The organism is Streptomyces sp. NBC_01723 (genome assembly GCF_036246005.1).
GTDB lineage: Bacteria > Actinomycetota > Actinomycetes > Streptomycetales > Streptomycetaceae > Streptomyces.
This window is the reverse complement of record NZ_CP109171.1, coordinates 8,278,541-8,299,604: the sequence shown is the minus strand read 5'-3', so window position 1 is coordinate 8,299,604 and position 21,064 is coordinate 8,278,541. Positions and strand designations below refer to the sequence as shown.

20 protein-coding genes are annotated in these 21,064 nt (G+C 73.3%); 5 read left to right on the top strand and 15 right to left on the bottom strand.

The annotated features are described in order from the left end of the window. Positions 1 to 76 precede the first annotated feature (76 nt). From OIE75_RS38595 to OIE75_RS38580, 4 genes are all read right to left on the bottom strand, one after another. Entirely contained in the window at positions 77 to 394 is a 318-nt protein-coding gene (locus OIE75_RS38595) for a hypothetical protein (protein ID WP_307016981.1), read from the bottom strand. A 68-nt stretch (positions 395 to 462) separates the two neighbouring features. Continuing rightward, on the bottom strand, positions 463 to 1,464 hold the full coding sequence (locus OIE75_RS38590; RefSeq protein WP_329473700.1) for an ACP S-malonyltransferase: 1,002 nt from the start codon (positions 1,462 to 1,464) through the stop codon (positions 463 to 465). Next, a complete protein-coding gene (locus OIE75_RS38585; RefSeq protein WP_329473699.1) occupies positions 1,461 to 2,756 on the bottom strand; it encodes a beta-ketoacyl-[acyl-carrier-protein] synthase family protein in 1,296 nt (431 codons plus the stop codon). The genes OIE75_RS38590 and OIE75_RS38585 overlap by 4 nt, the downstream gene beginning before the upstream one ends. After that, positions 2,753 to 3,031 carry an acyl carrier protein gene (locus OIE75_RS38580; RefSeq protein ID WP_307016978.1) on the bottom strand — a complete coding sequence of 93 codons (279 nt, stop codon included), beginning with the start codon at positions 3,029 to 3,031 and terminating at the stop codon, positions 2,753 to 2,755. Before OIE75_RS38580 ends, OIE75_RS38585 begins: the two co-directional genes overlap by 4 nt. A 416-nt stretch (positions 3,032 to 3,447) precedes the next feature. Here OIE75_RS38580 and OIE75_RS38575 point away from each other — a divergent pair, with 416 nt between their 5' ends. After that, positions 3,448 to 4,296: a CAP domain-containing protein gene (locus OIE75_RS38575; RefSeq protein ID WP_329473698.1), complete on the top strand. Its 849-nt coding sequence runs from the start codon at positions 3,448 to 3,450 to the stop codon at positions 4,294 to 4,296. Positions 4,297 to 4,302: 6 nt separating this feature from the next. On the opposite strand, the gene OIE75_RS38570 is transcribed toward OIE75_RS38575, so the two are convergent. The 5 genes from OIE75_RS38570 to OIE75_RS38550 all read right to left on the bottom strand — a co-directional run bounded on the left by OIE75_RS38570 (position 4,303) and on the right by OIE75_RS38550 (position 9,994). After that, complete coding sequence (locus tag OIE75_RS38570; protein WP_329473697.1) at positions 4,303 to 5,622, bottom strand: sensor histidine kinase; 1,320 nt, start codon at positions 5,620 to 5,622, stop codon at positions 4,303 to 4,305. Next, positions 5,619 to 6,308, bottom strand: coding sequence for a response regulator transcription factor (locus OIE75_RS38565; protein ID WP_163016167.1), 690 nt, complete (start codon positions 6,306 to 6,308; stop codon positions 5,619 to 5,621). Before OIE75_RS38565 ends, OIE75_RS38570 begins: the two co-directional genes overlap by 4 nt. Positions 6,309 to 6,361: 53 nt before the next feature. Next, a complete protein-coding gene (locus OIE75_RS38560) occupies positions 6,362 to 6,892 on the bottom strand; it encodes a hypothetical protein (RefSeq protein WP_329473696.1) in 531 nt (176 codons plus the stop codon). 28 nt (positions 6,893 to 6,920) lie between these two features. Next, positions 6,921 to 8,591, bottom strand: coding sequence for a cellulase family glycosylhydrolase (locus OIE75_RS38555; protein WP_329473695.1), 1,671 nt, complete (start codon positions 8,589 to 8,591; stop codon positions 6,921 to 6,923). A 179-nt stretch (positions 8,592 to 8,770) separates the two neighbouring features. Beyond that, positions 8,771 to 9,994 carry a saccharopine dehydrogenase family protein gene (locus OIE75_RS38550; RefSeq protein ID WP_329473694.1) on the bottom strand — a complete coding sequence of 408 codons (1,224 nt, stop codon included), beginning with the start codon at positions 9,992 to 9,994 and terminating at the stop codon, positions 8,771 to 8,773. A gap of 132 nt (positions 9,995 to 10,126) precedes the next feature. On the opposite strand from OIE75_RS38550, the gene OIE75_RS38545 reads away from it, so the two are divergent. Then, positions 10,127 to 10,825: a TetR/AcrR family transcriptional regulator gene (locus tag OIE75_RS38545; RefSeq protein WP_329473693.1), complete on the top strand. Its 699-nt coding sequence runs from the start codon at positions 10,127 to 10,129 to the stop codon at positions 10,823 to 10,825. Between the two features lie 39 nt (positions 10,826 to 10,864). Here OIE75_RS38545 and OIE75_RS38540 read toward each other — a convergent pair whose 3' ends face one another. Together OIE75_RS38540 and OIE75_RS38535 are read right to left on the bottom strand one after the other, a co-directional pair. After that, positions 10,865 to 12,463: a molybdopterin-dependent oxidoreductase gene (locus tag OIE75_RS38540; RefSeq protein ID WP_329473692.1), complete on the bottom strand. Its 1,599-nt coding sequence runs from the start codon at positions 12,461 to 12,463 to the stop codon at positions 10,865 to 10,867. Next, entirely contained in the window at positions 12,456 to 14,024 is a 1,569-nt protein-coding gene (locus tag OIE75_RS38535; RefSeq protein ID WP_329473691.1) for an alpha/beta fold hydrolase, read from the bottom strand. The genes OIE75_RS38540 and OIE75_RS38535 overlap by 8 nt, the downstream gene beginning before the upstream one ends. 121 nt (positions 14,025 to 14,145) lie before the next feature. Between OIE75_RS38535 and OIE75_RS38530 the strand changes: the two genes are divergently transcribed. Continuing rightward, on the top strand, positions 14,146 to 15,207 hold the full coding sequence (locus OIE75_RS38530) for a helix-turn-helix domain-containing protein (RefSeq protein ID WP_307016970.1): 1,062 nt from the start codon (positions 14,146 to 14,148) through the stop codon (positions 15,205 to 15,207). On the opposite strand, the gene OIE75_RS38525 is transcribed toward OIE75_RS38530, so the two are convergent. From OIE75_RS38525 to OIE75_RS38510, 4 genes are all read right to left on the bottom strand, one after another. Further along, on the bottom strand, positions 15,126 to 15,392 hold the full coding sequence (locus OIE75_RS38525; protein ID WP_329473690.1) for a hypothetical protein: 267 nt from the start codon (positions 15,390 to 15,392) through the stop codon (positions 15,126 to 15,128). The two genes, OIE75_RS38530 and OIE75_RS38525, sit on opposite strands and share 82 nt — an antisense overlap. A 53-nt stretch (positions 15,393 to 15,445) precedes the next feature. Next, entirely contained in the window at positions 15,446 to 16,447 is a 1,002-nt protein-coding gene (locus OIE75_RS38520) for a phosphotransferase (protein ID WP_329473689.1), read from the bottom strand. Positions 16,448 to 16,546: 99 nt separating this feature from the next. After that, the gene (gene katG / locus OIE75_RS38515) at positions 16,547 to 18,763 is read right to left on the bottom strand and encodes a catalase/peroxidase HPI (RefSeq protein WP_307016968.1); all 2,217 of its coding nucleotides are present in this window, start codon (positions 18,761 to 18,763) and stop codon (positions 16,547 to 16,549) included. 29 nt (positions 18,764 to 18,792) lie between these two features. Beyond that, on the bottom strand, positions 18,793 to 19,248 hold the full coding sequence (locus OIE75_RS38510; protein WP_307016967.1) for a Fur family transcriptional regulator: 456 nt from the start codon (positions 19,246 to 19,248) through the stop codon (positions 18,793 to 18,795). Between the two features lie 199 nt (positions 19,249 to 19,447). On the opposite strand from OIE75_RS38510, the gene OIE75_RS38505 reads away from it, so the two are divergent. Then, positions 19,448 to 20,548: a DUF475 domain-containing protein gene (locus tag OIE75_RS38505; protein WP_329473688.1), complete on the top strand. Its 1,101-nt coding sequence runs from the start codon at positions 19,448 to 19,450 to the stop codon at positions 20,546 to 20,548. 83 nt (positions 20,549 to 20,631) lie between these two features. Beyond that, entirely contained in the window at positions 20,632 to 21,054 is a 423-nt protein-coding gene (locus tag OIE75_RS38500; protein ID WP_125491085.1) for a DUF350 domain-containing protein, read from the top strand. The last annotated feature ends 10 nt before the right edge of the window (positions 21,055 to 21,064 follow it).

Genomic DNA, 21,064 nt, shown 5'->3' with positions numbered 1-21,064 from the left:
CTCCGGTACGCCATGTGAGCCGGGCCACTCCCGGACCGGGGCACCCGGGCGGTGTGCCGTCGCGGACGTGGTCGCGTCAGACGTCGGAATCGATTCCGGTGACCAGCGTCGGTCCGAGCGGCGCGCTGTCGCGGTCCAGGCCTGCCGTGCGCAGGGCGGAGTCCGCGATCTCCTTGGCACGGCTCTCCGCGTGCGCGGCGGTGTCCGCCTCGACGGTGAGGCGAATGGTGAAGGTGCCGTCGTCGTTGACCGAGAGGGCGTCCAGGTCCTCCTCGTCTCCCAGGTGGGTCCCGTGCGGGTCGTCGGGGCGCAGGGCGCGGGTGAGCTCGTCCGTCGTGGCGTCCTGGACCGTACCGGTGAACGTGCCCGGCACCGAGATGACGTATGTCGTCATGGCACTCCTCCTTCTGATCCCCTCCGCCTACCCGGATAAGGCCGCGGGACCCGGCCGGAGGCGTTACGTCACCCCAGGGCGGCGGCGAGTCGGTGGCGCAGGCGGTCCACGCCGACCGGAGTGCGGAAGGGAGCCGCGACGGCGCAGCCCGGGAGTCCCGCCCTGGCCAGGGTGGACAGCAGGGCCCGGGGGCCGCTGTCGAGGTAGGTGGTGAATCCCGCCCGGCGCAGCGCGTGCAGCGTGCGGTGGAAGGCCATGGGCTCGGTGAGGTGGGCGGCGGCCACGGCGCGCAGCTGTGCCGGGGTGTCCAGGGGACGGTCCGTGACAGTCGTGTACACGGCGAGAGCGGGTGGTGCGACGGGCTGCGCGCGCAGGAGGCGGCGGAAGGACCGGTGGACGTCGGTGAGCAGGGGGTGGTGGTAGGCGGTGCGGCTGGTCAGCGGCGTGGCGCGGTGGCCGAGTGCGCGGGCCGCGCACGCCGCGGTGGCCAGTTGGTCGTCGGGGCCGGCCAGGACCGTCTGGGTGGGCGCGTTGCGGGCGGCGATCCGCACCCCGGCCAGCGCCTGGGTGCGCAGCAGCTCCGCTGCCCGGTCGGCGGTCAGGTCGGTGGACAGCAGGCCCGCCGCCGGCAGCGCGGCGTCGCGCAGCAGCCGGTCGCGCTGGTGCAGCAGCCGGACGCCTTGTTCCAGGGTGAGCGCCCCGGCGGCGGTGAGTGCCGCGAGGTCGCCCATGCTGTGGCCGAGCACCGCGTGGACGGGCCGGGCGACGAGGTCGAGCAGGAGGGCGGCCAGGGCGGTCACCGCGGTGTAGGTGGCCAGGTCGAAGGCGAGGGGGTCGGTGAGCAGGAGCTGGTCGGGGCCGGGCGCGCAGGGGTCGGTGAGGAGACGGGCGACGGGTGACCCGGCGGCGCCGAGGGCGGTGCTGTGGGCGTCCACCCTCCGCAGTACTTCCGCCACGGTCGGCAGGTCCCGCAGGTGGCGCAGCGCGCCGGGGAGGTAGGCCCCCTGGCCGGGGCACATCAGCACGGTGCGCGGTGTGCCTCCGGTGGGGGCCCGACCGCCGTGGCTCATGAGGCGCCGGTGAAGGCGAGTGCGACGTTGTGGCCGCCGAAACCCATGCTCGTGGTGACGGCCGCGAGGGGTCCGGAAGGCAGTGGCGCGGGGCTGGGTCCCACGACGTTCAGGTCGATCTCGGCGACCTCGGGGTCGAGGCGCTCGAGACTGCACGCGGGCGGGGCGGTCCGCTCGCGCAGCGCGAGCACGGTGAGGACGGCCTCGATGGCGCCGGCCGCCCCGAGGGTGTGCCCGAAGGCGGCCTTGGTGGCGCTGACCGCCACATGCTTGAGGCCCCCGGCGAAGATCCGGCGCAGAGCCTGTGCCTCGCCGAGGTCGCCGAGCGGTGTCGACGTGGCGTGGGCGTTGACGTGCCGGACCTGCCCCGGACGGAGACCGGCGTCGCTCAGGGCCTCGTCGACGGCGGCGGCGCAGCCCGTTCCGCCGGGCGCGGGCTGTGCGACGTGGTGGCTGTCGTTGGTGATGCCGGCTCCGGTCAGCCGGCCGTGTACGCGGGCGCCGCGGGCGGCGGCGTGCGCGACGCTCTCCACGACGAGCATGCCGGCGCCCTCGCCCATCACGAAGCCGTCCCGTTCGGCGTCGAAGGGTCTCGACGCGCCCTTGGGGTCGTCCAGGCGCCGGGAGAGTGCCCGCAGCCGCGCGAACCCGGCGAGGGCGAGCGGATGCAGGGCTGCTTCGGCACCGCCCGCGACGACGATGTCGGCACGGCCGTCCCGGATCATGCCGAGGGCCTGGGCGAGGGCCTCGGCGCCGGAGGCACAGGCGCTGACCGGGGCGTGCACCCCGGCCTTGGCGCCCACCATCAGTCCCACCTCGGCCGCCGGGTGGTTGGGCAGCATGACGGGGATGGCGCGCGGGCTCACCCGCCCCGGGCCCCGGGTCCGGAGGCGGTGGTCGTGCTCCAGGATGCTGGTGAAGCCGCCCAGCCCGGTCCCTACGACCACGGCCACCCGCGAACCGCCCGCGGAGAGGGACGAGGGGTCCTCGAATCCGGCGTCGCGCGTGGCCTCCCGCGCGGCGACCAGGGCGAACTGCGCCGAGCGGTCGCAGTGCGCCGCCTTGGCGGAGGGCAGGGCCGCGCCGGGATCGACCGCCGCGGGCGCCGCGAGGTAGGTCTGCGCGGGGCCGTCCGGCGTCGCGAATTCGACGCGCTCGATGCCGCACACGCCGTCCAGCAGGGCCCGCCAGGTGGTGGTGACGTCGCCGCCCAGCGCGGTCGTCATGCCCAGTCCGGTGACGACGGCGTCCCGCTCGTGGTGGGCCGGGCCGGCCGCGTGCCGTGGGCTCACGCGGTACCGCCCGCGGGAGCGGCGTCGCTCTTGGCCAGGTGGGCGGCGATCTGCCGGACCGTCGTGAGCTGTTCCGCCTGTTCCTGGGACACCTCGATCTGCCAGCGGTCCTCGATCGCGGCGATCAGCTCCAGCATGGCCAGCGAGTCGACGCCCAGGTCGTCCTTCAGGGAGGAGTCCGGTACGACTTCCTCCACGGACAGGTCCTCGACCGTGGCGGCCAGCAGTTCCCGCAGTTCGTCGAGCAGTTCTCGTTCCTCGGCGGTGGATGTCATCTCGGTTCCTCCTTCTCGTCCGGCGACCTGCCGGTAGCACGCCGACAGACTGTCCGGCCCTCCGGCACGGCAAGCGCTCCGCAGGGGGTGACGGCGGGGTGCCGGGAGCACGTGAGGGGCGTCGGCGGAACCCCCGTGTCCTCCCTTCACGTTGAGGCGCCCCGCCGCGGGGCGAGGGCGGCGGGCGGTGAGCGCGTAAAGAGACCGCGTAGACCGGCCGGCCGGGGCCGTCCGTTCCTCAGCGGACTTTGGCGGCTCTTTTAAGGCTTTCTGAAGATGACCTTCGAACGGTCGTTTGCCGCCGTTCGGGTCCTAGGCTCTCGAACACCCCCCACAGTCCCGGTGGGCGCGGTCGCGTCCACCGGGTCCGGGTGCGGGGTTCCGACAGCCGACAGACAAGCCGAGGTGTCCTGCGTATGGGTTCCCGCCGAGCCGCTCGCCCGTCCCGCTCCCACGCCCGCCCCCGCGGCGGGTTCCGGACCCGCGGTACCGCGCTGGTGCTCGGCGCGGTCACCCTGACGGCGGGCGTGGGGATCACCCTGGCGGTCGCGGACGGCGACGACGGCGGGGCCTCGGACCAGGTGAGCGCGAACGCCGCCGGACAGACGCCGGACGCCGAGGACGCGGCGGGCGGCGCGTCGCCCCTCACGTCCCCGTCGGCGAGCCCGAGCACCACGGCGAGCGGTTCACCGAGCGCGAGCGCGGAGCCGACGAAGCAGCCGAAGAAGACGGCGAGCCCGTCCACCAGCGCCGCGAAGGCGGACCCTCCCGCGTCCCGCACGCCCGAGAAGGCGACGGCGAAGAGCGGCGCCGACCGCTCGGCGGGCGGCGGCACGGGGTCGGACAGCGGGTCGGGTTCGGGTTCGGGCTCCGGTGGGCCGGGCGGGCCCGAGGCCCAGGTCCTCGCGCTGGTGAACAAGGAGCGGGCCGCCGCCGGCTGCTCGCCCGTCACCGCCAACGACAAGCTGACCCGGGCCGCGGACGACTACAGCGACGTCATGGCGAGCAGCGGCGTGATGTCCCACACGGGGCCGGACGGCTCCACCATGACGAGCCGCGTCGAGGCCGCGGGTTACCAGTGGTCCACGCTCGGCGAGAACATAGCCCGCGGACAGGCGGACGCGGCGGCGGTGATGGACTCGTGGATGAACAGCGAGGGCCACCGCGCGAACATACTCAACTGCTCCTTCAAGGAGCTGGGCGTCGGCGTCCACGTCGGTGACGGCGGCCCCTGGTGGACCCAGAACTTCGGCGCGAGCCGCTGACCCGCGTCACCGCTGAGCGTCCTCGCGGACGCCGGCCAGCACGAACGACACCCGCACCCGCGCACCGCCCATCGGCGCGCGGGTGATCGTCAGTTCACCGTCCGCCGCGCGGGCCGCCCGGGCCACGATGTCGAGCCCGAGCCCGGTGGAGCCGCCGACGCTGACGCCCCGGGTGAGCGCCGCCTCGGGATCCGCCACGCCCGGCCCGGCGTCGTCGACGGTGAGGAAGACGTACCGCTCCTGCCGCTCCACGAGCACCGTGAAGGCCGTGCCCTGCGGTGTGTGCCGGAAGACGTTGCCGATCAGGGCGTCGACGACGGCCGCGAGGTCGTCCTCGGGGAACGCGACCGGTGCCGGACGCGGAGTCAGGGAGCGCTGGTACGCCCGGCCCTGCTGGCCCGCGAGGACGGACCAGAACTCCAGGCGCGTCGCGACCACCTCGGCGACGTCGCACGGTTTCCCCGTGCCCGCCGCACCGCCGAGCTGCGCCGCGGCCAGGGGCGTACGCGCCGCCGCGATGATCGCGTCGAGCTCGCTCTCCAGCTGCCCGGCCGCTTCCGTGACCCGCCGGGCGCTCGGGGTCGCGCCCATCCGGTCGGCCTCCAGGTAGAGGGCGGTCAGCGGGGTGCGCAGCCGGTGGGAGAGGTCGGCGACCAGTTCGCGTTCCACGGCCAGCAGGTCCACGACCCGGTCGGCCATGCTGTTGAACGCCACTCCGGCCTCCTGCAGTTCGGGCGGCCCGTCCGGTTCCACCCGTACGTCGAGATCGCCGGAGCCGAGGGCCAGCGAGGCGCGCTTGAGGCCGCGCGAGGAGCGGACGACGCGGGCGCCGAGCCGGTCGGCGACCAGCACCGAGCCACCGACCAGGCCGAGGGCGAGCAGGGCCATGACGCCCCACGAGGCGGCGACGCCCCGGGTGAGGTCGGCGGCGGGGACGTACGCCTCGACGACCGCGACCCGGTCGCCGCGCAGGACGACGGGCTGGAGGTAGACCCAGCCGTCGTCGGTGTCGACGGCGAGCGTCTCGCGCCCCCGTACGGCCCGGTCGAGCGCGCTCTCGGGGGCGTGCGGGGTGCCGACGAAGCCGCCGTCGGGGAGCCGGACCACGAGTTGGTCGGACGAGCCCAGCTCGGCGACGGCCTGCTGCACGTCGGCGCGCCGGGTGGTGAGGGCGAGCACCGGCGACAGGGCGGAGGCGCGCTGCTCGGCGGCGGTGGTGACCCGGTCCCGGGCCTGTTCGCGCACGAGCAGGGCGAGCGGGATGAGGAACGACAGCGCCACCATCGAGGTGACGGCCAGGGCGATCCCGGCGAGGGCACGTCTCATGGCGAGCTGACCAGTTTGATTCCGATGCCGCGCACGGTGTGGAGATAGCGGGGCTTTCGCGCCTTCTCCCCCAGTTTGCGGCGGAGTGCGGAGAGGTGGACGTCCACCGTCTGGTCCTCCACGTACGGCTGCTGCCACACCTCGGCGAGTATCCGCTGCCGGGACATGACCTGGTCGGCGTTGGCGGCGAGGTAGGCGAGCAGGTCGAACTCGCGGCGGGTCAGGGGCAGTTCCCGGCCGGCGAGGTGCGCGGTGCGGGCGGTGGCGTCGATGCGCAGGTCGGCGACCTGGAGGACGGGCTGTCGCGCCGCGCGGACGTCGGCGGGCACCGAGCGGCGCAGCACGGCGGCGAGGCGGGCGGCGAGCTGGCCGCCGGAGAAGGGCTTGACCATGTAGTCGTCGGCCCCCGCGTTGAGCAGCCGGATCACCTCGGTGTCGTCGTCGCGCGCGGTGGCGACCAGCACCGGGACGCGGGAGATGCCGCGGATCATCCGCAGCACGTCGAGCCCGTCGAGGTCGGGCAGCCCGAGGTCGAGCACGACGATGTCCGGCGGGCTCTGGGTGATCTCGCGCAACGCCTCGAAACCCTGGTGCGCGGTCTTCACGGCGTAGCCGTGCCCGGTCAGGACCTCGATCAGCGCGGCCCGGATCACGGGGTCGTCCTCGACGACAAGTACGGAGGCCATGGGCAGGCACGTTAGCCGGTCCGTCACTATGGTGTCGTGTCCCGCCTTCTGCGCTACCTGATCATCTGGCTGTCGTGCACGGCGGCCAGTGTCACGGCCGTCATCATCACGATCCACTTCGTGGTGGGCTCGACCCGGCCGACGGCACCGGTCGCGCAGTCGGCACCGAAGGAGCCGCCGGCCTCCCCCGCGCCCAGGCCGTCCCAGACCGCGAAGCCCTCCCCCAGTGCCTCGCCCACCAGCCGGAAGCCCAGCCCGACGCCGTCCCGTACGAGCACGAAGCCGCCGAGCCCGACCGCGAAGCCCACGCCGACCGCGCCCACCACCTCCCCGCGGCCGCCGGGCGGCGGAGGCGACCCGGGGTGCGAGGAGGGCGGCGCGGGCGTGTACACGGTGCCTTCGGAGGGCGGCAAGGCGACCGTGCGGTTCGGCGGTTCCGGGGTGTGTCTGATCTCGGCGGTGCCGAACCAGGGCTTCACCGTGAGTACGGAGCAGAGCGAGCCGGAGAAGCTGACGGTGACGTTCTCGGCGAGCCGCCACCGCTCGGAGGTCACCGCGACGACGCGGCCGCAGAGCCAGGCCAACGTCCGTGAGGTGTCGTGGTGACGTCGGTCACGCCCTGGCGCAGTCGGACCCGTTCAGGCGGAACGCGGCCGGGGCGGTGTTGGCGGCGCCCTTCTCGGCCGTGAAGCCGAGGGTGACCGTGGAGCCGGCCGGGATGGTGGCGGTGTAGGAGGCGGGGGCGACGCTCACCGCGCCGGCGTTCTGGGTGGCGGTGCCGCCCCACATGTTGGTGACGGTCTGGCCGTCCGCGAAGGCGAACGCCAGCGTCCAGGGGGCGATGGCGGCGGTGCCGGTGTTGCGGACGGCGATCTCGCCCTGGAAGCCGCCCGGCCACTCGCCGACGACCCGGTATCCGACGGAGCAGGCCGCGCCCGGAGTGCCGCCCTCGTCGGTGGTGACGTCGACGGTGGCCGAGCGGGCGGAGCGGTTGCCCGCCGCGTCCCGGGCGTGGACGGCGAAGGTGTAGGCCGTGCCCGCGGTGAGGCCGGTCACCGTGGCGGTGGTGCTCGTGGACGCGGCGACCCGGATCTCGGCGCCGCCGGCGACGCGGACGACGTCGTAGCCGGTCACGCCGGTGTCGTCGGTGGACGCGGCCCAGGTGAGCGTGACCGACGTGTCCGTGACCGCGGAGGCGGCGGGCGCTCCGGGTGCCGTCGGGGCCTCGGTGTCGCCCGGGGTGCCGCCGCCGTAGACGGTGGCCTCCTCGGCGGTCTGGGCGATGCCGTTGACGCCGTGGAAGATGCGCTCGCCCCAGGAGCTGAGCCGGCCGGGGTCGAAGTCGAGGGCGAGGTCGAGGACCGGGTCGGTGTTGCCGCTCCAGGACCAGGCCAGGTAGCCGAGGCCGAGCTGCTCGGCGGTGGCCATCATGGTGTCCTCGTCCGGGTCGCCCCACTGGTCGGCGGGGCCGCCGAACTCGCCGATGAGGATGGGCAGTCCGGCGTCGACGAAGGCGTTCAGGTAGTCGGTGATCTCCTGGGCCGTGTCGTAGACGCTGTACATGTGGATCGAGAAGATCAGGTTGCCGGTGGGGTCGGCCTCGTACACGGACCGCGCGTTGGCCCGCATGACGCCCTGCCAGTCCTGGCCCCAGTTGGGCGCGTCCACCATGATCGTGTGCTGGAAGCCAGCGTCGCGCAGCTTCTCGACCGCCGCGACGGTCGGCCCGGTCCAGCCGGCGGGGTCGGTGTTGCCCCAGGGCTCGTTGCCGATGTTGACGACGACGTAGTCCTCCTGACCGGCCAGCACGTCCTTGAGGCCGATCCAGTAGTCGGCCGCGTGGTCGAGGGTGCCGGCCGCGGCGTCCTCGCCGTAGCCGGTGGTGTCGTGCACCTCCAGCACGCAGATCAGCCGGTTGGCCTTGCACTGTCCGACGACGGCGGCGACGTCCTCGGGGCTGTTCTCGCTCCAGCGGTGCCCGTCGGACAGGACGACGCGGACGGTGTTGGCGCCCAGCGCCTTCACGTCCGCGAGGGACTGCGTCTCGCCGGGGTACCAGGTGTGGGCGTGGTTGACCCCGCGCATGACGAAGTCGTTGCCATTGCCCTCCAGTAACCGGCCGTCGCCGATGTGCAGGCCGGTCCCCTGCGCGCCGACCGCCGACCGGGCCACTGCCGTGGAGGGGCAGAGAGCGCCGAAGAGGACCAGCCCGATCAGGGCTGCCAGCCCTGCCACGAGTCGGGCCAGGGGGCGCTTCGGCGTGTCTCGTCTTGCTGTACGCACGGCGACTCCAGGAGTAGTGCGGATACGGGAAGATGGGGAGCGTGGGAGCGCTCCCACACCACGACCCATCCACTCACTGCGCCGCGTACACGTCAAGACGTCGCACAGAAAACGCTTGCTCCGCCGTCCGGTGGCATCCGGACGGCGGGGCGGGCCGGCGCGGCGGCCGCGTCCGCGGGTCAGCCCTCTTCGCGCAGGCCCCAGGGAGAGCCGTACTCGGTGAGGAGGTCGAGGAAGGGGCGCGGCGGGAACGCCTCGGGACCGAGGACCCCGGTGCCCTGCCAGGCGCCGGTGGCGAGGAGTTCGAGGGCGACCACCGGGTTGACGGCGGTCTGCCAGACGACGGCCTGGGAACCGTACTCGCGCATCGAACACTCGTTGTCGACGACGTGGTACAGGTACACCTCGCGCGCCGCGCCGCCCCGGGTGCCCCTGACCCAGGTGCCGGCGCAGGTCTTGCCGGTCATCCGGTCGCCCAGGGTGGCCGGGTCGGGCAGGCAGGCGGCGACCACGTCGCGGGGGGACACGCCGACCGGGCCGTCCGCGCCGGGCACGGTCACCTTGGCGGTGGAGTCCAGGCCGAGTTCGTGGAGGGTCCGCAGCTTGGCGATGAAGTCCTCCCCGAGGCCGTACTTGAACGTCACGCGGCGGGTGTCCACCCAGCGCGGGATGAGCAGCACCTCCTCGTGCTCGACGTTCACGCACTCCACGGGGCCGATGCCCTCGGGGAAGTCGAAGGTCTCGGGCTCGCTGAACGGCGCGGTGGTGAACCAGCCGCGGTCCTTCTCGAAGACGACCGGCGGGTTGAGGCACTCCTCGATGGTGGTCCAGATGTTGAAGGACGGCGCGAAGTCGTAACCCTCGACGGTCAGGTTCGCGCCGTCGCGGACCCCGATCTCCTCGATGTCGTCGAAGAGTTCGTCGGCGGCGTACCGGGCGAAGACGTCGGACAGGCCGGGCTCCACGCCCATGCCGACCAGGGCGACCCGGCCGGACTCGTCCCAGCGGCCGGTCAGGGCGAACTGGTCGTCGCCGAGCTTCACACCGCACTCCTCGTGCGGGCGGGAGGGGTGCGGGACGGACAGCGACATCGCCATGTCGAGGTAGTGCGTCCCGGCCGCCAGCGCCGCCTCGAACAGGGGCATCACGAAGCGCGGGTCCGTCGCGTTGAGCACGACGTCGCAGCGCTGCTCGGTGAGCATCCGGCGTACGGACTCGCCGTCCGAGGCGTCCAGCCGCCGGGCGCTGAAACGGTCGCCGTCGTCGCCGAGCGCGGCGACCGCGGCCTCGGCACGGGCGAGGTCGTAGTCGGCCACGACCATGTGGGTCAGGAACCGCCTGCGGGCCGCGATCCTGGTGACGGCGGTACCGACACCGCCCGCGCCGACGAGAAGTACACGCATGTCGGACACCTTTCTGGCTCGTCACGGAAGACGGGCGCCTCCCGGGTACCCCCGATGGAACGGGAGCCCGAACGGTAAGGTCAACCGTGTTGGCATAAGGCTGCCGAGGTGGCGGTGAAGAGGAGGAGTGCGATGCCGAAGCCGGTGGTACGGGACGAGGCGCGGCGCAGGCGGCGGCCGACCCGGCAGGGCACGGTGCTGTCCGAGACGCTCATCGTGGACACCGCGCTGCGGCTGCTGCGCGAGCACGGCGGCAGCGGACTGACCGCGCGGCGCCTGGGTCTGGCGCTGGGCGCGGATCCGAGCACCCTCTACCGGTACTTCGCGGGGATGGACGACCTCACGCGGGCCATCGGCGACGAGCTGATGGGCCGGGCCCTGGAGAGCTGGACGGCGACCGGTCGGTGGCGTGCCGACCTGCGGGCCCTGGGCCTCGCCATCCACTCCGCCTACCTGGCCCACCCGCAGGCCGCCGTGCTCACCGCGAGCCGGGTCACCGGGCGTCCCCGGGAGATCGCGGTGGACGAGACCATCCTCGGCATCCTGCGCGGCGCCGGTCTGCCGGACGAGGACGCGGCCCGGATCTACCACACCTTCATCGACCAGAGCCTGGCCTTCGCGGCGCTCGACGCCGGGGCGCTCGCGCTGACGGAGGAGAGCCGGACCGCGGACGAGGACATGTGGGCCACCACGTACACGCGCCTGCCGGCGACGTCGCACCCCCACATCGCCGCCACGGCCCCACTCCTGGCCCGGCGGATGCCGCACAGCGCCTACCCGGTCGCCCTGGAGATGCTGCTGGACCACATGGCGGCGCGCCTGGGGCCGTGAGGGACGCGCCCTCACGGCGGAAGGACGGCTGGGCCCCGCTCAGTCCACCGTCACCACCACGGAGTGCCACCCGCTCGCGCCGTCCGGCACGGTCCTGGTGCGCTTCTCGGTCTGTACCTCGCCGGTGCGGTCGGTGGCCCGGACGGTCAGGGTGTGGCCGCCCTTCGTCGCCTTCCAGGAGTAGGACCACTGGCGCCAGGTGTCGCGGGAGTCCTCGGCGGCGAGGGTGGCCTCCTGCCAGGGGCCGTCGTCGACGCGGATCTCCACCTTGTCGATGCCCCGGTGCTGGGCCCAGGCGACGCCCGCGACCATCACCGTGCCGGCCTCGGGCCGGCCGAAGGGCTTCGGCGTGTCGATCCGGGACTGGGTCTTGATGGGGGCCTCGCGGGCCCAGTCGCGTTTGACCCAGTACGAGTCGTAGTCGTCGAACGTCGTCAGTTCGATGTCCTTGATCCACTTGCAGGCCGAGACATAGCCGTAGAGGCCGGGCACGAGCATGCGGACCGGGAACCCGTGCTCGAAGGGCAGGGGTTGGCCGTTCATCCCGACGACGAGCATCGCGTCGCGGCCGTCCATGACGTCCTCCACCGGGCTGCCGATGGTCATGCCGTCCGTGGAGCGGGCGACGAGCTGATCGGCGGGCCCGCCGGCCGACGGCGGCCTTACGCCGCACTCCTCCAGGAGGCCGGCCAGCCGGACGCCGATCCAGCGGGCATTGCCCACGTACGGGCCGCCGACCTCGTTGGAGACACAGGTGAGGGTGATGTCGCGTTCGATCAGCTCGCGCCGCAGCAGGTCGTCGAAGGTCAGGGTCTTCTCGCGGGTGACTCCCTTGCCGTGGACGCGCAGCTTCCAGGTCGTCGCGTCCACCTTGGGGACCACCAGGGCGGTGTCGACGCGGTAGAAGTCGCTGTTGGGCGTGAAGAAGGAGCTGACCCCGTCCACCCGTACCCGGGCGCGCCGGGGCACGGCGGGGGCGCCCGAGGCGGGCCGCGGGAGGGTGATGCTCTCGCGGGACGCGACGGCGTCGCGGCCGCCCGCGCCGCTCAGGGCCCGGCCCAGGACACCGGCCCCGGCCGAGGCGGCGGCAGCGGCGGTCGCCGCGATCACGAAGCGGCGCCGGTCCCAGTCCTCGCCCTGCCCCTCCGGGACGTCCCGGCCCGGTGCGGGCAGGCGGCCGGCGAGGAAGTACAGGAGAAGGGCGCCGACGACCCCGCCCAGCACGGAGGGCAAGGCGTCCGTGACACCCGTGGAGTCGGGCCGGCCGAGGGCGGCGGCGGCGCCGACGACGCCGAAGACCAGGACGCCCGCGGCTCCCGTACGCCGGTGGCGGAGGGCGAGCACGCCGAGGGCCAGGCCGAACAGCGTCAGGACGGCGAGGATGCCGAGCTGGAGGACCAGCTTGTCGTCGGCCCCGAAGGAGCGGATCGCCCAGTCCTTGACGGCGGCCGGCGTGCGGTCGATGGCGGCACCGCCGACCGCGACGACCGGACCGGCCTGCGGTCGCACGGCCACCGCCGCCAACTCGGCGGCGGCGAGCGCCGCGCCGCCCGCCAGCAGACCGCTCAGCGCCCCCGGTCCGAGACGCGTCCATGCTGGGGCCGGAAGATTCCGCGGGGTCCTGTCGTCGTCACTCACGTCGGTAATCCGGGGCCGGGCGGCGGGCGGATTGGTGACCGCGCGTGTCCGGCCCGAAGGCGAGGCGCAGGACCGAACGCATGGCGTGGCGTATCGCCGCGCGTGCCTCGTCGGTCCGGTCGATGGTCTCGAAGTTGTGGTGGCCGTGCGGTACGTCGACCACCTCCACGTCCGCGCCGTGGTCCTTCGCCGCCGCCAGGAACTCCTCCACGGTGGCGGCGATCTCGGGCATCTCCCGTCCCACCCGGGTGAGTACGAAGGGCGGCGCCCCGGCGTTCGCCAGCGCCCGCGCCGGGTGGAAGCGGGTGCCGGACAGGCCCCAGTTGGGCAGCGGGGCGAGGACCGGGTAGGTGGCGGCGACGCAGCGCAGCCACGCCGGGGGCGCGGCCAGCCAGTCGACGGTGAGCAGACCGCCGCCGGAGAAGAACCACAGCGCGATCCGGTCGGCGTCCACCCTGGGATCGCCCCGGACCAGTTCCACGGCGGCGGCGACGTCGGCGGCGGCCCGCTCGTAGTCGCCGAGGTCGTGCAGTCGGTGGTCGAGGAGCACCCCCACCGCGCCTTCCCCGGCCGCGTACCGGGCGTACCCGGTCAGTCCCGGCCAGCCGCGCGGTGTCGGGGTCGCGTCGGCGGGCACCGGGCCGCCGTGCACGAACACCACGGCGGGGCGCGGCTCCTCGGCGTCGGGCAGGTACAGGTCGACGTTGCCGTGCCGTTCCCGGGGGACTTCGGGGACGTCCAGCAGGAACGGCCGCAGGTGCGGGGGCGGTTCGGCGGCGTCGACGGGCGTCAGGCGGTGTCCCTCGCCGGCCGCGGCCCGCAGCAGTACGTCGACGAGTTCGGCCGGGCGGGAGAGCATCGGCCAGTGTCCGGTGGGGAGTTCGAAGAACGTCACGCGCGGGTCGGTCAGGGCGCGCAGCGCGGGGTCGCCGAGGCCCACCAGCATCTGGATCAGTTCGATGCTGGTGCCGTTGCCGGTGCAGAGCACTCCGGTGGAGGGCACCGTGTCGACGGCGCCGGTCAGCCGCAGCGGCTGGAGCAGGGTGCCGAGCGGCTGCGGGGCGGCCAGTGCGGTGAGCCGGTCCAGGGCCGCGGCCGGGACGCCCTCGGTGCTGCCCCAGCGCTGCCACGCGTCGTGGGCCGGGGGCGGCAGCGGTCCGTCGTGGCTCTCCTCCCCGCCCACCCGTTCGCGCAGGGACTGGTCGGGCACCGCGGCCAGCGCCGGGACGCCGTCCCGCGGCAGGCCCGAGTCGAGGTGCACGATCCGGGCGACGCGGTCCGCGCGCCGGTCGGCGGCGCCGACGGCCGGGTGGATGCCGTAGTCGTGCCCGACCAGGACGACCTTCCGGTCGGGCCCGGTCTCCACCGAGTCGATCACCGCGAGTACGTCCGCGATGTGGGTCTCCAGGTCGACGCCGGTGCCCGGCGCGGCGCGCGGCCCGTCGAGCCCGGTGAGGGCGACGGTGTGCGCCCGCGCGCCGGCGGCGGTGAGGCGCGCGGCGGTGTCCTGCCAGATGTGGGTGCCGGTGAACATGCCCGATACCAGGATGAACGTGGTCATGGTCGCTCCCTCGTCGCGGAGTCCGGTACGGCGTCGTCGCGATGCCGTACGTCCGCGGACCGTGCCGATCACCGGTCCGCGTTCGCCGGTACGGTAGGAACTCCCCCTGAGGGAGGTTCAAGTGGTCACGTCGTACGACGGTCTGTGCGGCATCGGCGAACTCGCCGAGCGGGCGGGTGTCACCGTCAAGACCGTCCGCTTCTACTCCGATCGCGATCTGCTGCCGGAAGCCTCCCGCAGCGCGGGCGGGCACCGGCGGTACGGCCCCGAGGCGCTCGACCGGCTGCGGTTGATCCGGTCGCTGCGCGCGCTGGGTCTGTCCGTGCCCGAGGTGCACCGGGTTCTCGAGGAGGAGGACGCGACCGGCGGGCCGGGCGGCGACGGCGGGACGCTGGAGGCCGCGGTCGCCGGACGGCTGCGCGAACTCGGCTCGGAGCTGCGGGCGATGCGGTGGCGGGAGGCGGCGCTGCGGCTGGTGCAGGAGTGCCCGCCGGGGGAACGAGCCGGCCGGCTGCGGCTGATCGGCGCCGTGTCCCTGCCGCCCAGCACGGCGCCGCTGGTCCGGTTCTGGCGCGGCTGGCTGCCGGCCCGCATGCCGGCGCCCGCGGCCGGGGCGTTCCTGGACGTGGCGGTTCCGCAGCCGCCCGACGACCCGGCCCCGGGCCAGCTCCTGGCCTTCGCCCGTCTCAACGCCCTCACGCTCGCCCCGTGCCCGGGCACCGCGCAGCCGCAGCCCGAGGCGCACCGGGTCTCCGGGGCCCGGGGTGCGGCCGTGCTGTACGCGGGGCTGGCGGAGGCGTACGAGCTGGCCGGTGTGCACCTGCGCCGGGACCGGGAGCCGCGTCCCGGCGAGGCGCTGGACGGTTTCGTCGCCGCGTACACGAGCGCCTACGGGGTCCGGGACACGCCGGGCTTCCGGCACCGGCTGGCCGGGCAACTCGCCGCCGACCCACGGCTCGACACCTACTGGGAACTGGTCTCCGAGGTGCGTACGCCGCCGGGCGGCAGGCCGGAGCCGACCCCCGGGGCCGCGCACGACTGGCTGCTCGCGGCGCTGGCCGCGGAGACCGGGGCGTTCGGGAAGACCAGGGAGGCCGTGGGTCAGGGCACGTCGCCGCGCCAGTCGAAGCGGCGTGGGTCCCCCGGCCTGGGGGCGTACGCGGAGCGGCCGCCCGCGCCGTAGTGGCCGATCTCGGTGGCCAGGGACACGCCCCGGCCGCGCTCCTGGTCGGCGAGGTCGGTGACGTCCAGCAGCAGGCCGTCCAGGGGACCGCCCACCAGTTGCGCGTACACGCGTCCGGCGCGTGGTCCGGGGCTGTCGTGGTCGGCGCCGTAGACCCTGCCCCGCATGAACTCCACTTCATCCATGACGCGCAGCCTCGCATCCGCCACTGACAACGGCCGGGTTCCCGGGGGCCGGGCTAGAGCGGCGGGGCGTCGAGGAGTTCCAGGAGGCAGCGGGCGGCCGCCTCGGCGGTGGCGGCACCGGTGGCGCCGGACGCGGTGGGGAACAGCCTGCCGTAGGCGGCCGCGCGGCTGAGCGCGCTGAGCCGCCAGGCGAGGCTCACCGCCCGCCGCAGGTCCGCCGTGCTCCGGCCGGCGCCGGTCCAGGGCTCAAGGTAGGCGTCGCGCAGGCGGGGCAGTACCCGCGGCCCGTGCTCCTCGAGGGCCCGGCGGGCGGGGACGGCCAGGCTCGCGAAGGGGTGGGAGACGACGGCGTCGCCCCAGTCGAAGAACGTGAACCTGCCGGGCCCGGGGCGGAACACCTGGCCGTCGTGCAGGTCGGCGTGGTCGAGGGAGTCCGGGACGCCCAGGGCCGTGAGCTCCGCGCACCAGTCCGGCAGGCGGGGGCGCAGTTCCCGCAGGCTCTGGCGTTCGTGCGGTGGCAGCGGGGTGTCGTCGACCCGGTCGAAGACGCCGGGCAGCGCGGTGACGGGAACACCGGGCACGCCCAGCCGCGTGATCCTGGGGGTGTGCGGGGTGAGGGCGTGCTGCACGGCCGCGTACTGGCGGACCAGTTCCTCCCACACACCGGGGCCGGTCGTCCCCCGTGCGAGGACGTCCCGGAAGAGCGGTCCTCCGTCGGGGAGCAGCGACCAGCCGCGGCGGGCGTCCACGGCCAGCGGCTCCAGTACCCGCCCGGGCACCCAGCGGGCCAGTGCCTCGGTCAGCGCGCCTTCGAAGGCACTGGCCGGCGGATTGGCCTTGAACCAGACCGCGTCACGGCCCTCGACGGGCACGCGTACCAGGACGGACCACGGGCGCAGCCGCACCCGCCACTCCCCCGCCGGTCGCAGGCCCCGCCCGGCCAGCGCGCCCGCGGTCCAGGCGAGCGCGTCGGTCCGCCAGGACCGCTCCTCCCAGGGGGTCACGGCATCCTGGTACCGCCCCCGCTCCACCACCACCGGCACATCACCGAGCATCCCGCCATCCCAGCACCGTGTGCCGCGGGCGGCCACCGATTTCCGCACCCGTCCGGGCCGGCCGGCCGGTATCGACCGGCCGGCCCGGACGCCGGTGGATCAGGCCAGGTCGAAGCGGTCCAGGTTCATGACCTTCACCCAGGCGGCGACGAAGTCCTGCACGAACTTCTCCTTGGCGTCGTCGCTCGCGTAGACCTCGGCCAGCGCCCGCAGCTCGGAGTTCGAGCCGAAGACCAGGTCGGCGCGGCTGCCCGCCCACTTGACCTCGCCCGTGTCGGCGTCACGGCCCTCGAACGTGGTCTGGTCCTCGGACGTCGACTTCCACGTGGTGCCCAGGTCGAGCAGGTTGACGAAGAAGTCGTTGGTCAGCACGCCGGGCGTCCGGGTGAGGGCACCGAGCTGGGACTGCTGGTGGTTGGCGCCCAGGACCCGCAGTCCGCCGACCAGTACGGTCATCTCGGGGGCGCTCAGGGTCAGCAGGTTCGCCCGGTCGAGCAGCAGGTACTCGGCCGGCAGTCGGTTGCCCTTGCCGTGGTAGTTGCGGAAGCCGTCGGCGACCGGCTCCAGCGCCTCGAACGACTCGGCGTCGGTGTGCTCCTCCGTCGCGTCGACGCGGCCCGCGGTGAAGGGGACCTCCACCTGGAAGCCGGCCTCCTTGGCCGCCTTCTCCACGGCGGCGGAGCCGCCCAGGACGATCAGGTCGGCGAGGGAGACCTTCTTGCCGCCGGAGTTGAACTCCTGCTGGACGCCCTCCAGAACCCGCAGCACCTGCGCCAGCTCGTCGGGCTCGTTGACCTCCCAGCCGCGCTGCGGCTGCAGGCGGATGCGGGCGCCGTTGGCGCCGCCGCGCTTGTCGCTGCCGCGGAAGGTGGACGCCGAGGCCCACGCGGTGGACACCAGCTGCGCGACGGACAGGCCCGACTCGAGGAGCTTGGTCTTGAGCGTCGCGACGTCCTCGGCGCCGATGGCCTCACCCTCGGGCTCCGGCAGCGGGTCCTGCCACAGCAGGGTCTCCTGCGGGACCTCCGGGCCGAGGTACAGGGACTTCGGGCCCATGTCGCGGTGGGTCAGCTTGTACCAGGCGCGGGCGAACGCGTCCGCGAATTCCTCCGGGTTCTCGTAGAACCGGCGGGAGATCGGCTCGTAGACCGGGTCGAAGCGCAGCGACAGGTCGGTGGTGAGCATCTTCGGGCGGTGCTTCTTCGACGAGTCGTGCGCGTCCGGGACGATCTCCGGGGCGTCCTTCGCCACCCACTGGTTGGCGCCGGCCGGGCTCTGCTCCAGCTCGTACTCGTACTCGAAGAGGTTCTTGAAGAACCCGTTGCTCCACTGGGTGGGGGTCGTGGTCCAGGTGACCTCCAGGCCGGAGGTGATGGCGTCCCCTCCCTTGCCCGTGCCGTGGGTGCTCTTCCAGCCCAGGCCCTGCTGCTCCATGGAGGCGGCCTCGGGGTCGTCGCCGACGGCGTCGGCGGGGCCGGCGCCGTGGGTCTTGCCGAAGGTGTGGCCGCCGGCGATCAGCGCGACGGTCTCCTCGTCGTTCATCGCCATGCGGCGGAACGTCTCACGGATGTCGCGGGCGGCGGCGATCGGGTCCGGGTTGCCGTTCGGGCCCTCCGGGTTGACGTAGATCAGGCCCATCTGGACAGCGCCGAGCGGGTTCTCCAGCTCGCGGTCGCCGGTGTAGCGCTGGTCGTCGAGCCAGGTGGTCTCGGGGCCCCAGTAGACGTCCTCCTCGGCCTCCCAGACGTCGGCGCGGCCACCGGCGAAGCCGAAGGTCTCGAAGCCCATCTGCTCCAGGGCGACGTTCCCGGTGAGGACCAGCAGGTCGGCCCAGGAGATGCTCTGGCCGTACTTCTTCTTGACCGGCCACAGCAGGCGGCGGGCCTTGTCGAGGTTGCCGTTGTCCGGCCAGCTGTTGAGCGGGGCGAAGCGCTGCTGGCCGGCGCCGGCGCCGCCGCGGCCGTCGCTGATGCGGTAGGTGCCGGCGCTGTGCCAGGCCATGCGGATCATCAGGGGGCCGTAGTGGCCGAAGTCGGCGGGCCACCAGTCCTGGGAGGTGGTGAGCACCTCGGCGATGTCCTGCTTCACGGCGGACAGGTCGAGGTTCCCGAAGGCCTCGGCGTAGTCGAACTCCTCACCGAGCGGGTTGGCCACGGCGGGGTTCTTGGCGAGGATCTTCAGGTTGAGCCGCTCCGGCCACCACTGACGGTTGCCGCCGCCCTGCGTGGGGTGCGCGGCCCGTCCGTGGGCGACCGGGCAGCCCCCCGTCTCCTCGGTTTTCGCGTCGGTGACGATGGCGTCGTGGTTCTCGGACATGGGAGGGAAATCCTTCCGAACGGGGCGGATCAAGGTGCTGGGGAACTGCCGGGGGTGGAGCAGTCGGGGCACAGGCCCCGGTAGATGACCTCGGCCTCGTCTATCGCGAAGCCGTGGTCGTCGGAGGCGGTCAGACAGGGCGCGTCGCCGACGGCGCAGTCGACGTCGGCGAGGGCTCCGCAGGACCGGCACAGGACGTGGTGGTGGTTGTCGCCGACCCGCCCCTCGAACCGCGCCGGGCTCCCGGGTGGCTCGATACGGCGCACGAGGCGTGCCGCGGTGAGCGCGTGCAGGGCCTCGTACACCGCCTGGAGCGAGACCTGCCCGACGCGTCGGCGCACCCCGGACGCGACCGCCTCGGCGTCGAGGTGGCCGCCCTCCCGGACCGTCTCCAGCAGCGCGACGCGGGCGGCGGTCACCCGCAGGCCCACCGCGCGCAGCTCGGCGGCGGTGGTCTGGTTCCGGGAGTGCCGGGATGCCGTCATGGCCGTGAACCTACTCCCTGGAACACGAATGACTCAAGGAAACGAACGATTCCATTCTTGGCTGTCGTCCAGGGCATCGTCCGGCACCGGCTGTCCGGGTCCTGTCCGGCCGGGGCCGGATGATCGTGGTAGACAACCTGCGTGGCGGGCACTGGCACGGGAGGCCCCACCCGCACGTGACGACAGGAATGAGTGGCCGGTGCTTCTGAAGACGTTCCGCTGGGCTTTCGCCGTCACCGCCCTCGGCCTGGCCGTGGGCGTGCTCTACGACGGCTGGACGGCGCTCGGCATCGTGGCGATCCTCTCCGTGCTGGAGGTCTCGCTGTCCTTCGACAACGCGGTGATCAACGCCGGGATCCTGAAGAAGATGAACGCCTTCTGGCAGAAGATCTTCCTCACCGTTGGCATCGTGATCGCCGTGTTCGGGATGCGGCTGGTCTTCCCGGTGGTGATCGTGGCGATCAGCGCGCGGCTGAGTCCGTGGAGCGCGGTGCATCTCGCGCTCACGGACAAGGAGCGCTATCAGGAGCTGGTGACGGACGCGCATCCGTCGATCGCCGCCTTCGGTGGCATGTTCCTCCTGATGATCTTCCTCGACTTCGTCCTCGAGGACCGGGAGATCAAGTGGCTCGGTTGGCTGGAGCGCCCGCTGGCCAAGCTCGGCAAGGTCGACATGCTGTCGGTCTGCGTCGCCCTGATCCTGCTGCTCGTCTCCGCGATCACCTTCGGCGCCCACGCCCACCAGCACGGCGGCATCCATGCCGACAAGACGGAGACCGTCCTGCTGGCCGGTGTCGGCGGTCTGATCACCTACATGGTCGTCGGCGGGCTCTCCGGCTTCTTTGAGCAGAAGCTGGAGGACGAGGAGGAGCGCGAGCACGAGGCGGAGCGGCGGGCGGAGCGCGGCGGAGGCTCCGGTTCACCGGTCAAGCTGGCCGGCAAGGCCGCGTTCTTCATGTTCCTCTACCTGGAGGTCCTGGACGCGTCGTTCTCCTTCGACGGTGTCATCGGCGCCTTCGCCATCACCAACGACATCGTGCTGATGGCCCTCGGACTCGGCATCGGCGCCATGTACGTCCGGTCGCTGACCGTCTACCTGGTCCGCCAGGGCACCCTCGACGACTACGTCTACCTGGAGCACGGCGCCCACTACGCCATCGGCGCCCTGTCGGTCATCCTGCTGGTGACCATCCAGTACGAGATCAACGAGATCGTCACGGGTCTGGTCGGCGTGGTCCTGATCGGCTCCTCCTTCTGGTCCTCGGTACGCCGCAACCGCGCGCTGCGGACCGCCTCCTGACGCTCCGGTCGGGTGCGCTACATTTTGCATCGCCTTGACCACGATCATTCGCGATCCCTCAACCCAACGGAGCCGGCTACCCCATGAGCGACATCGTCAACGGACTTGGCCGGGCCGCCGCTTACGGCGGCCTGGGTCTGGTCCTCCTGGTGCTCGGGATCGTCCTCGTCGATCTGCTGACCCCCGGAAAGCTCGGCCGGCAGATCTGGGAGCAGCGCAACCGCAACGCCGCCCTGGTGCTCAGCTCCGCGCTGCTCGGCATCGGGGGCATCGTCTTCACCTCCATCTGGACCACGTACGAGGACTTCGGCAAGGGCCTGGTGTCGACGGCGGTCTTCGGGCTGCTGGGGCTCGTCATGATGGCCGTGGCCTTCCTGGTGGTCGACCTGATCACCCCGGGGCGGCTGGGCGCGACGCTGGTCGAGCAGGAGCCGCACCCCGCGGTGTGGGTGACGGCGTCCTGCAACGTCGCGGTCTCCGCGGTCATAGCGGCGTCGATAGCCTGACGCCGCCGCC

Coding starts and splice junctions, on each gene's coding strand:
- OIE75_RS38565 (WP_163016167.1), bottom strand. CDS start 6,308: ATGGCCTCCGTACTTGTCGTCGAGGACGACCCCGTGATCCGGGCCGCG.
- OIE75_RS38595 (WP_307016981.1), bottom strand. CDS start 394: ATGACGACATACGTCATCTCGGTGCCGGGCACGTTCACCGGTACGGTC.
- OIE75_RS38535 (WP_329473691.1), bottom strand. CDS start 14,024: ATGACCACGTTCATCCTGGTATCGGGCATGTTCACCGGCACCCACATC.
- OIE75_RS38520 (WP_329473689.1), bottom strand. CDS start 16,447: ATGCTCGGTGATGTGCCGGTGGTGGTGGAGCGGGGGCGGTACCAGGAT.
- OIE75_RS38525 (WP_329473690.1), bottom strand. CDS start 15,392: ATGGATGAAGTGGAGTTCATGCGGGGCAGGGTCTACGGCGCCGACCAC.
- OIE75_RS38580 (WP_307016978.1), bottom strand. CDS start 3,031: ATGACATCCACCGCCGAGGAACGAGAACTGCTCGACGAACTGCGGGAA.
- OIE75_RS38510 (WP_307016967.1), bottom strand. CDS start 19,248: ATGACGGCATCCCGGCACTCCCGGAACCAGACCACCGCCGCCGAGCTG.
- OIE75_RS38570 (WP_329473697.1), bottom strand. CDS start 5,622: ATGAGACGTGCCCTCGCCGGGATCGCCCTGGCCGTCACCTCGATGGTG.
- OIE75_RS38550 (WP_329473694.1), bottom strand. CDS start 9,994: ATGCGTGTACTTCTCGTCGGCGCGGGCGGTGTCGGTACCGCCGTCACC.
- OIE75_RS38590 (WP_329473700.1), bottom strand. CDS start 1,464: ATGAGCCACGGCGGTCGGGCCCCCACCGGAGGCACACCGCGCACCGTG.
- katG (WP_307016968.1), bottom strand. CDS start 18,763: ATGTCCGAGAACCACGACGCCATCGTCACCGACGCGAAAACCGAGGAG.
- OIE75_RS38500 (WP_125491085.1), top strand. CDS start 20,632: ATGAGCGACATCGTCAACGGACTTGGCCGGGCCGCCGCTTACGGCGGC.
- OIE75_RS38545 (WP_329473693.1), top strand. CDS start 10,127: ATGCCGAAGCCGGTGGTACGGGACGAGGCGCGGCGCAGGCGGCGGCCG.
- OIE75_RS38575 (WP_329473698.1), top strand. CDS start 3,448: ATGGGTTCCCGCCGAGCCGCTCGCCCGTCCCGCTCCCACGCCCGCCCC.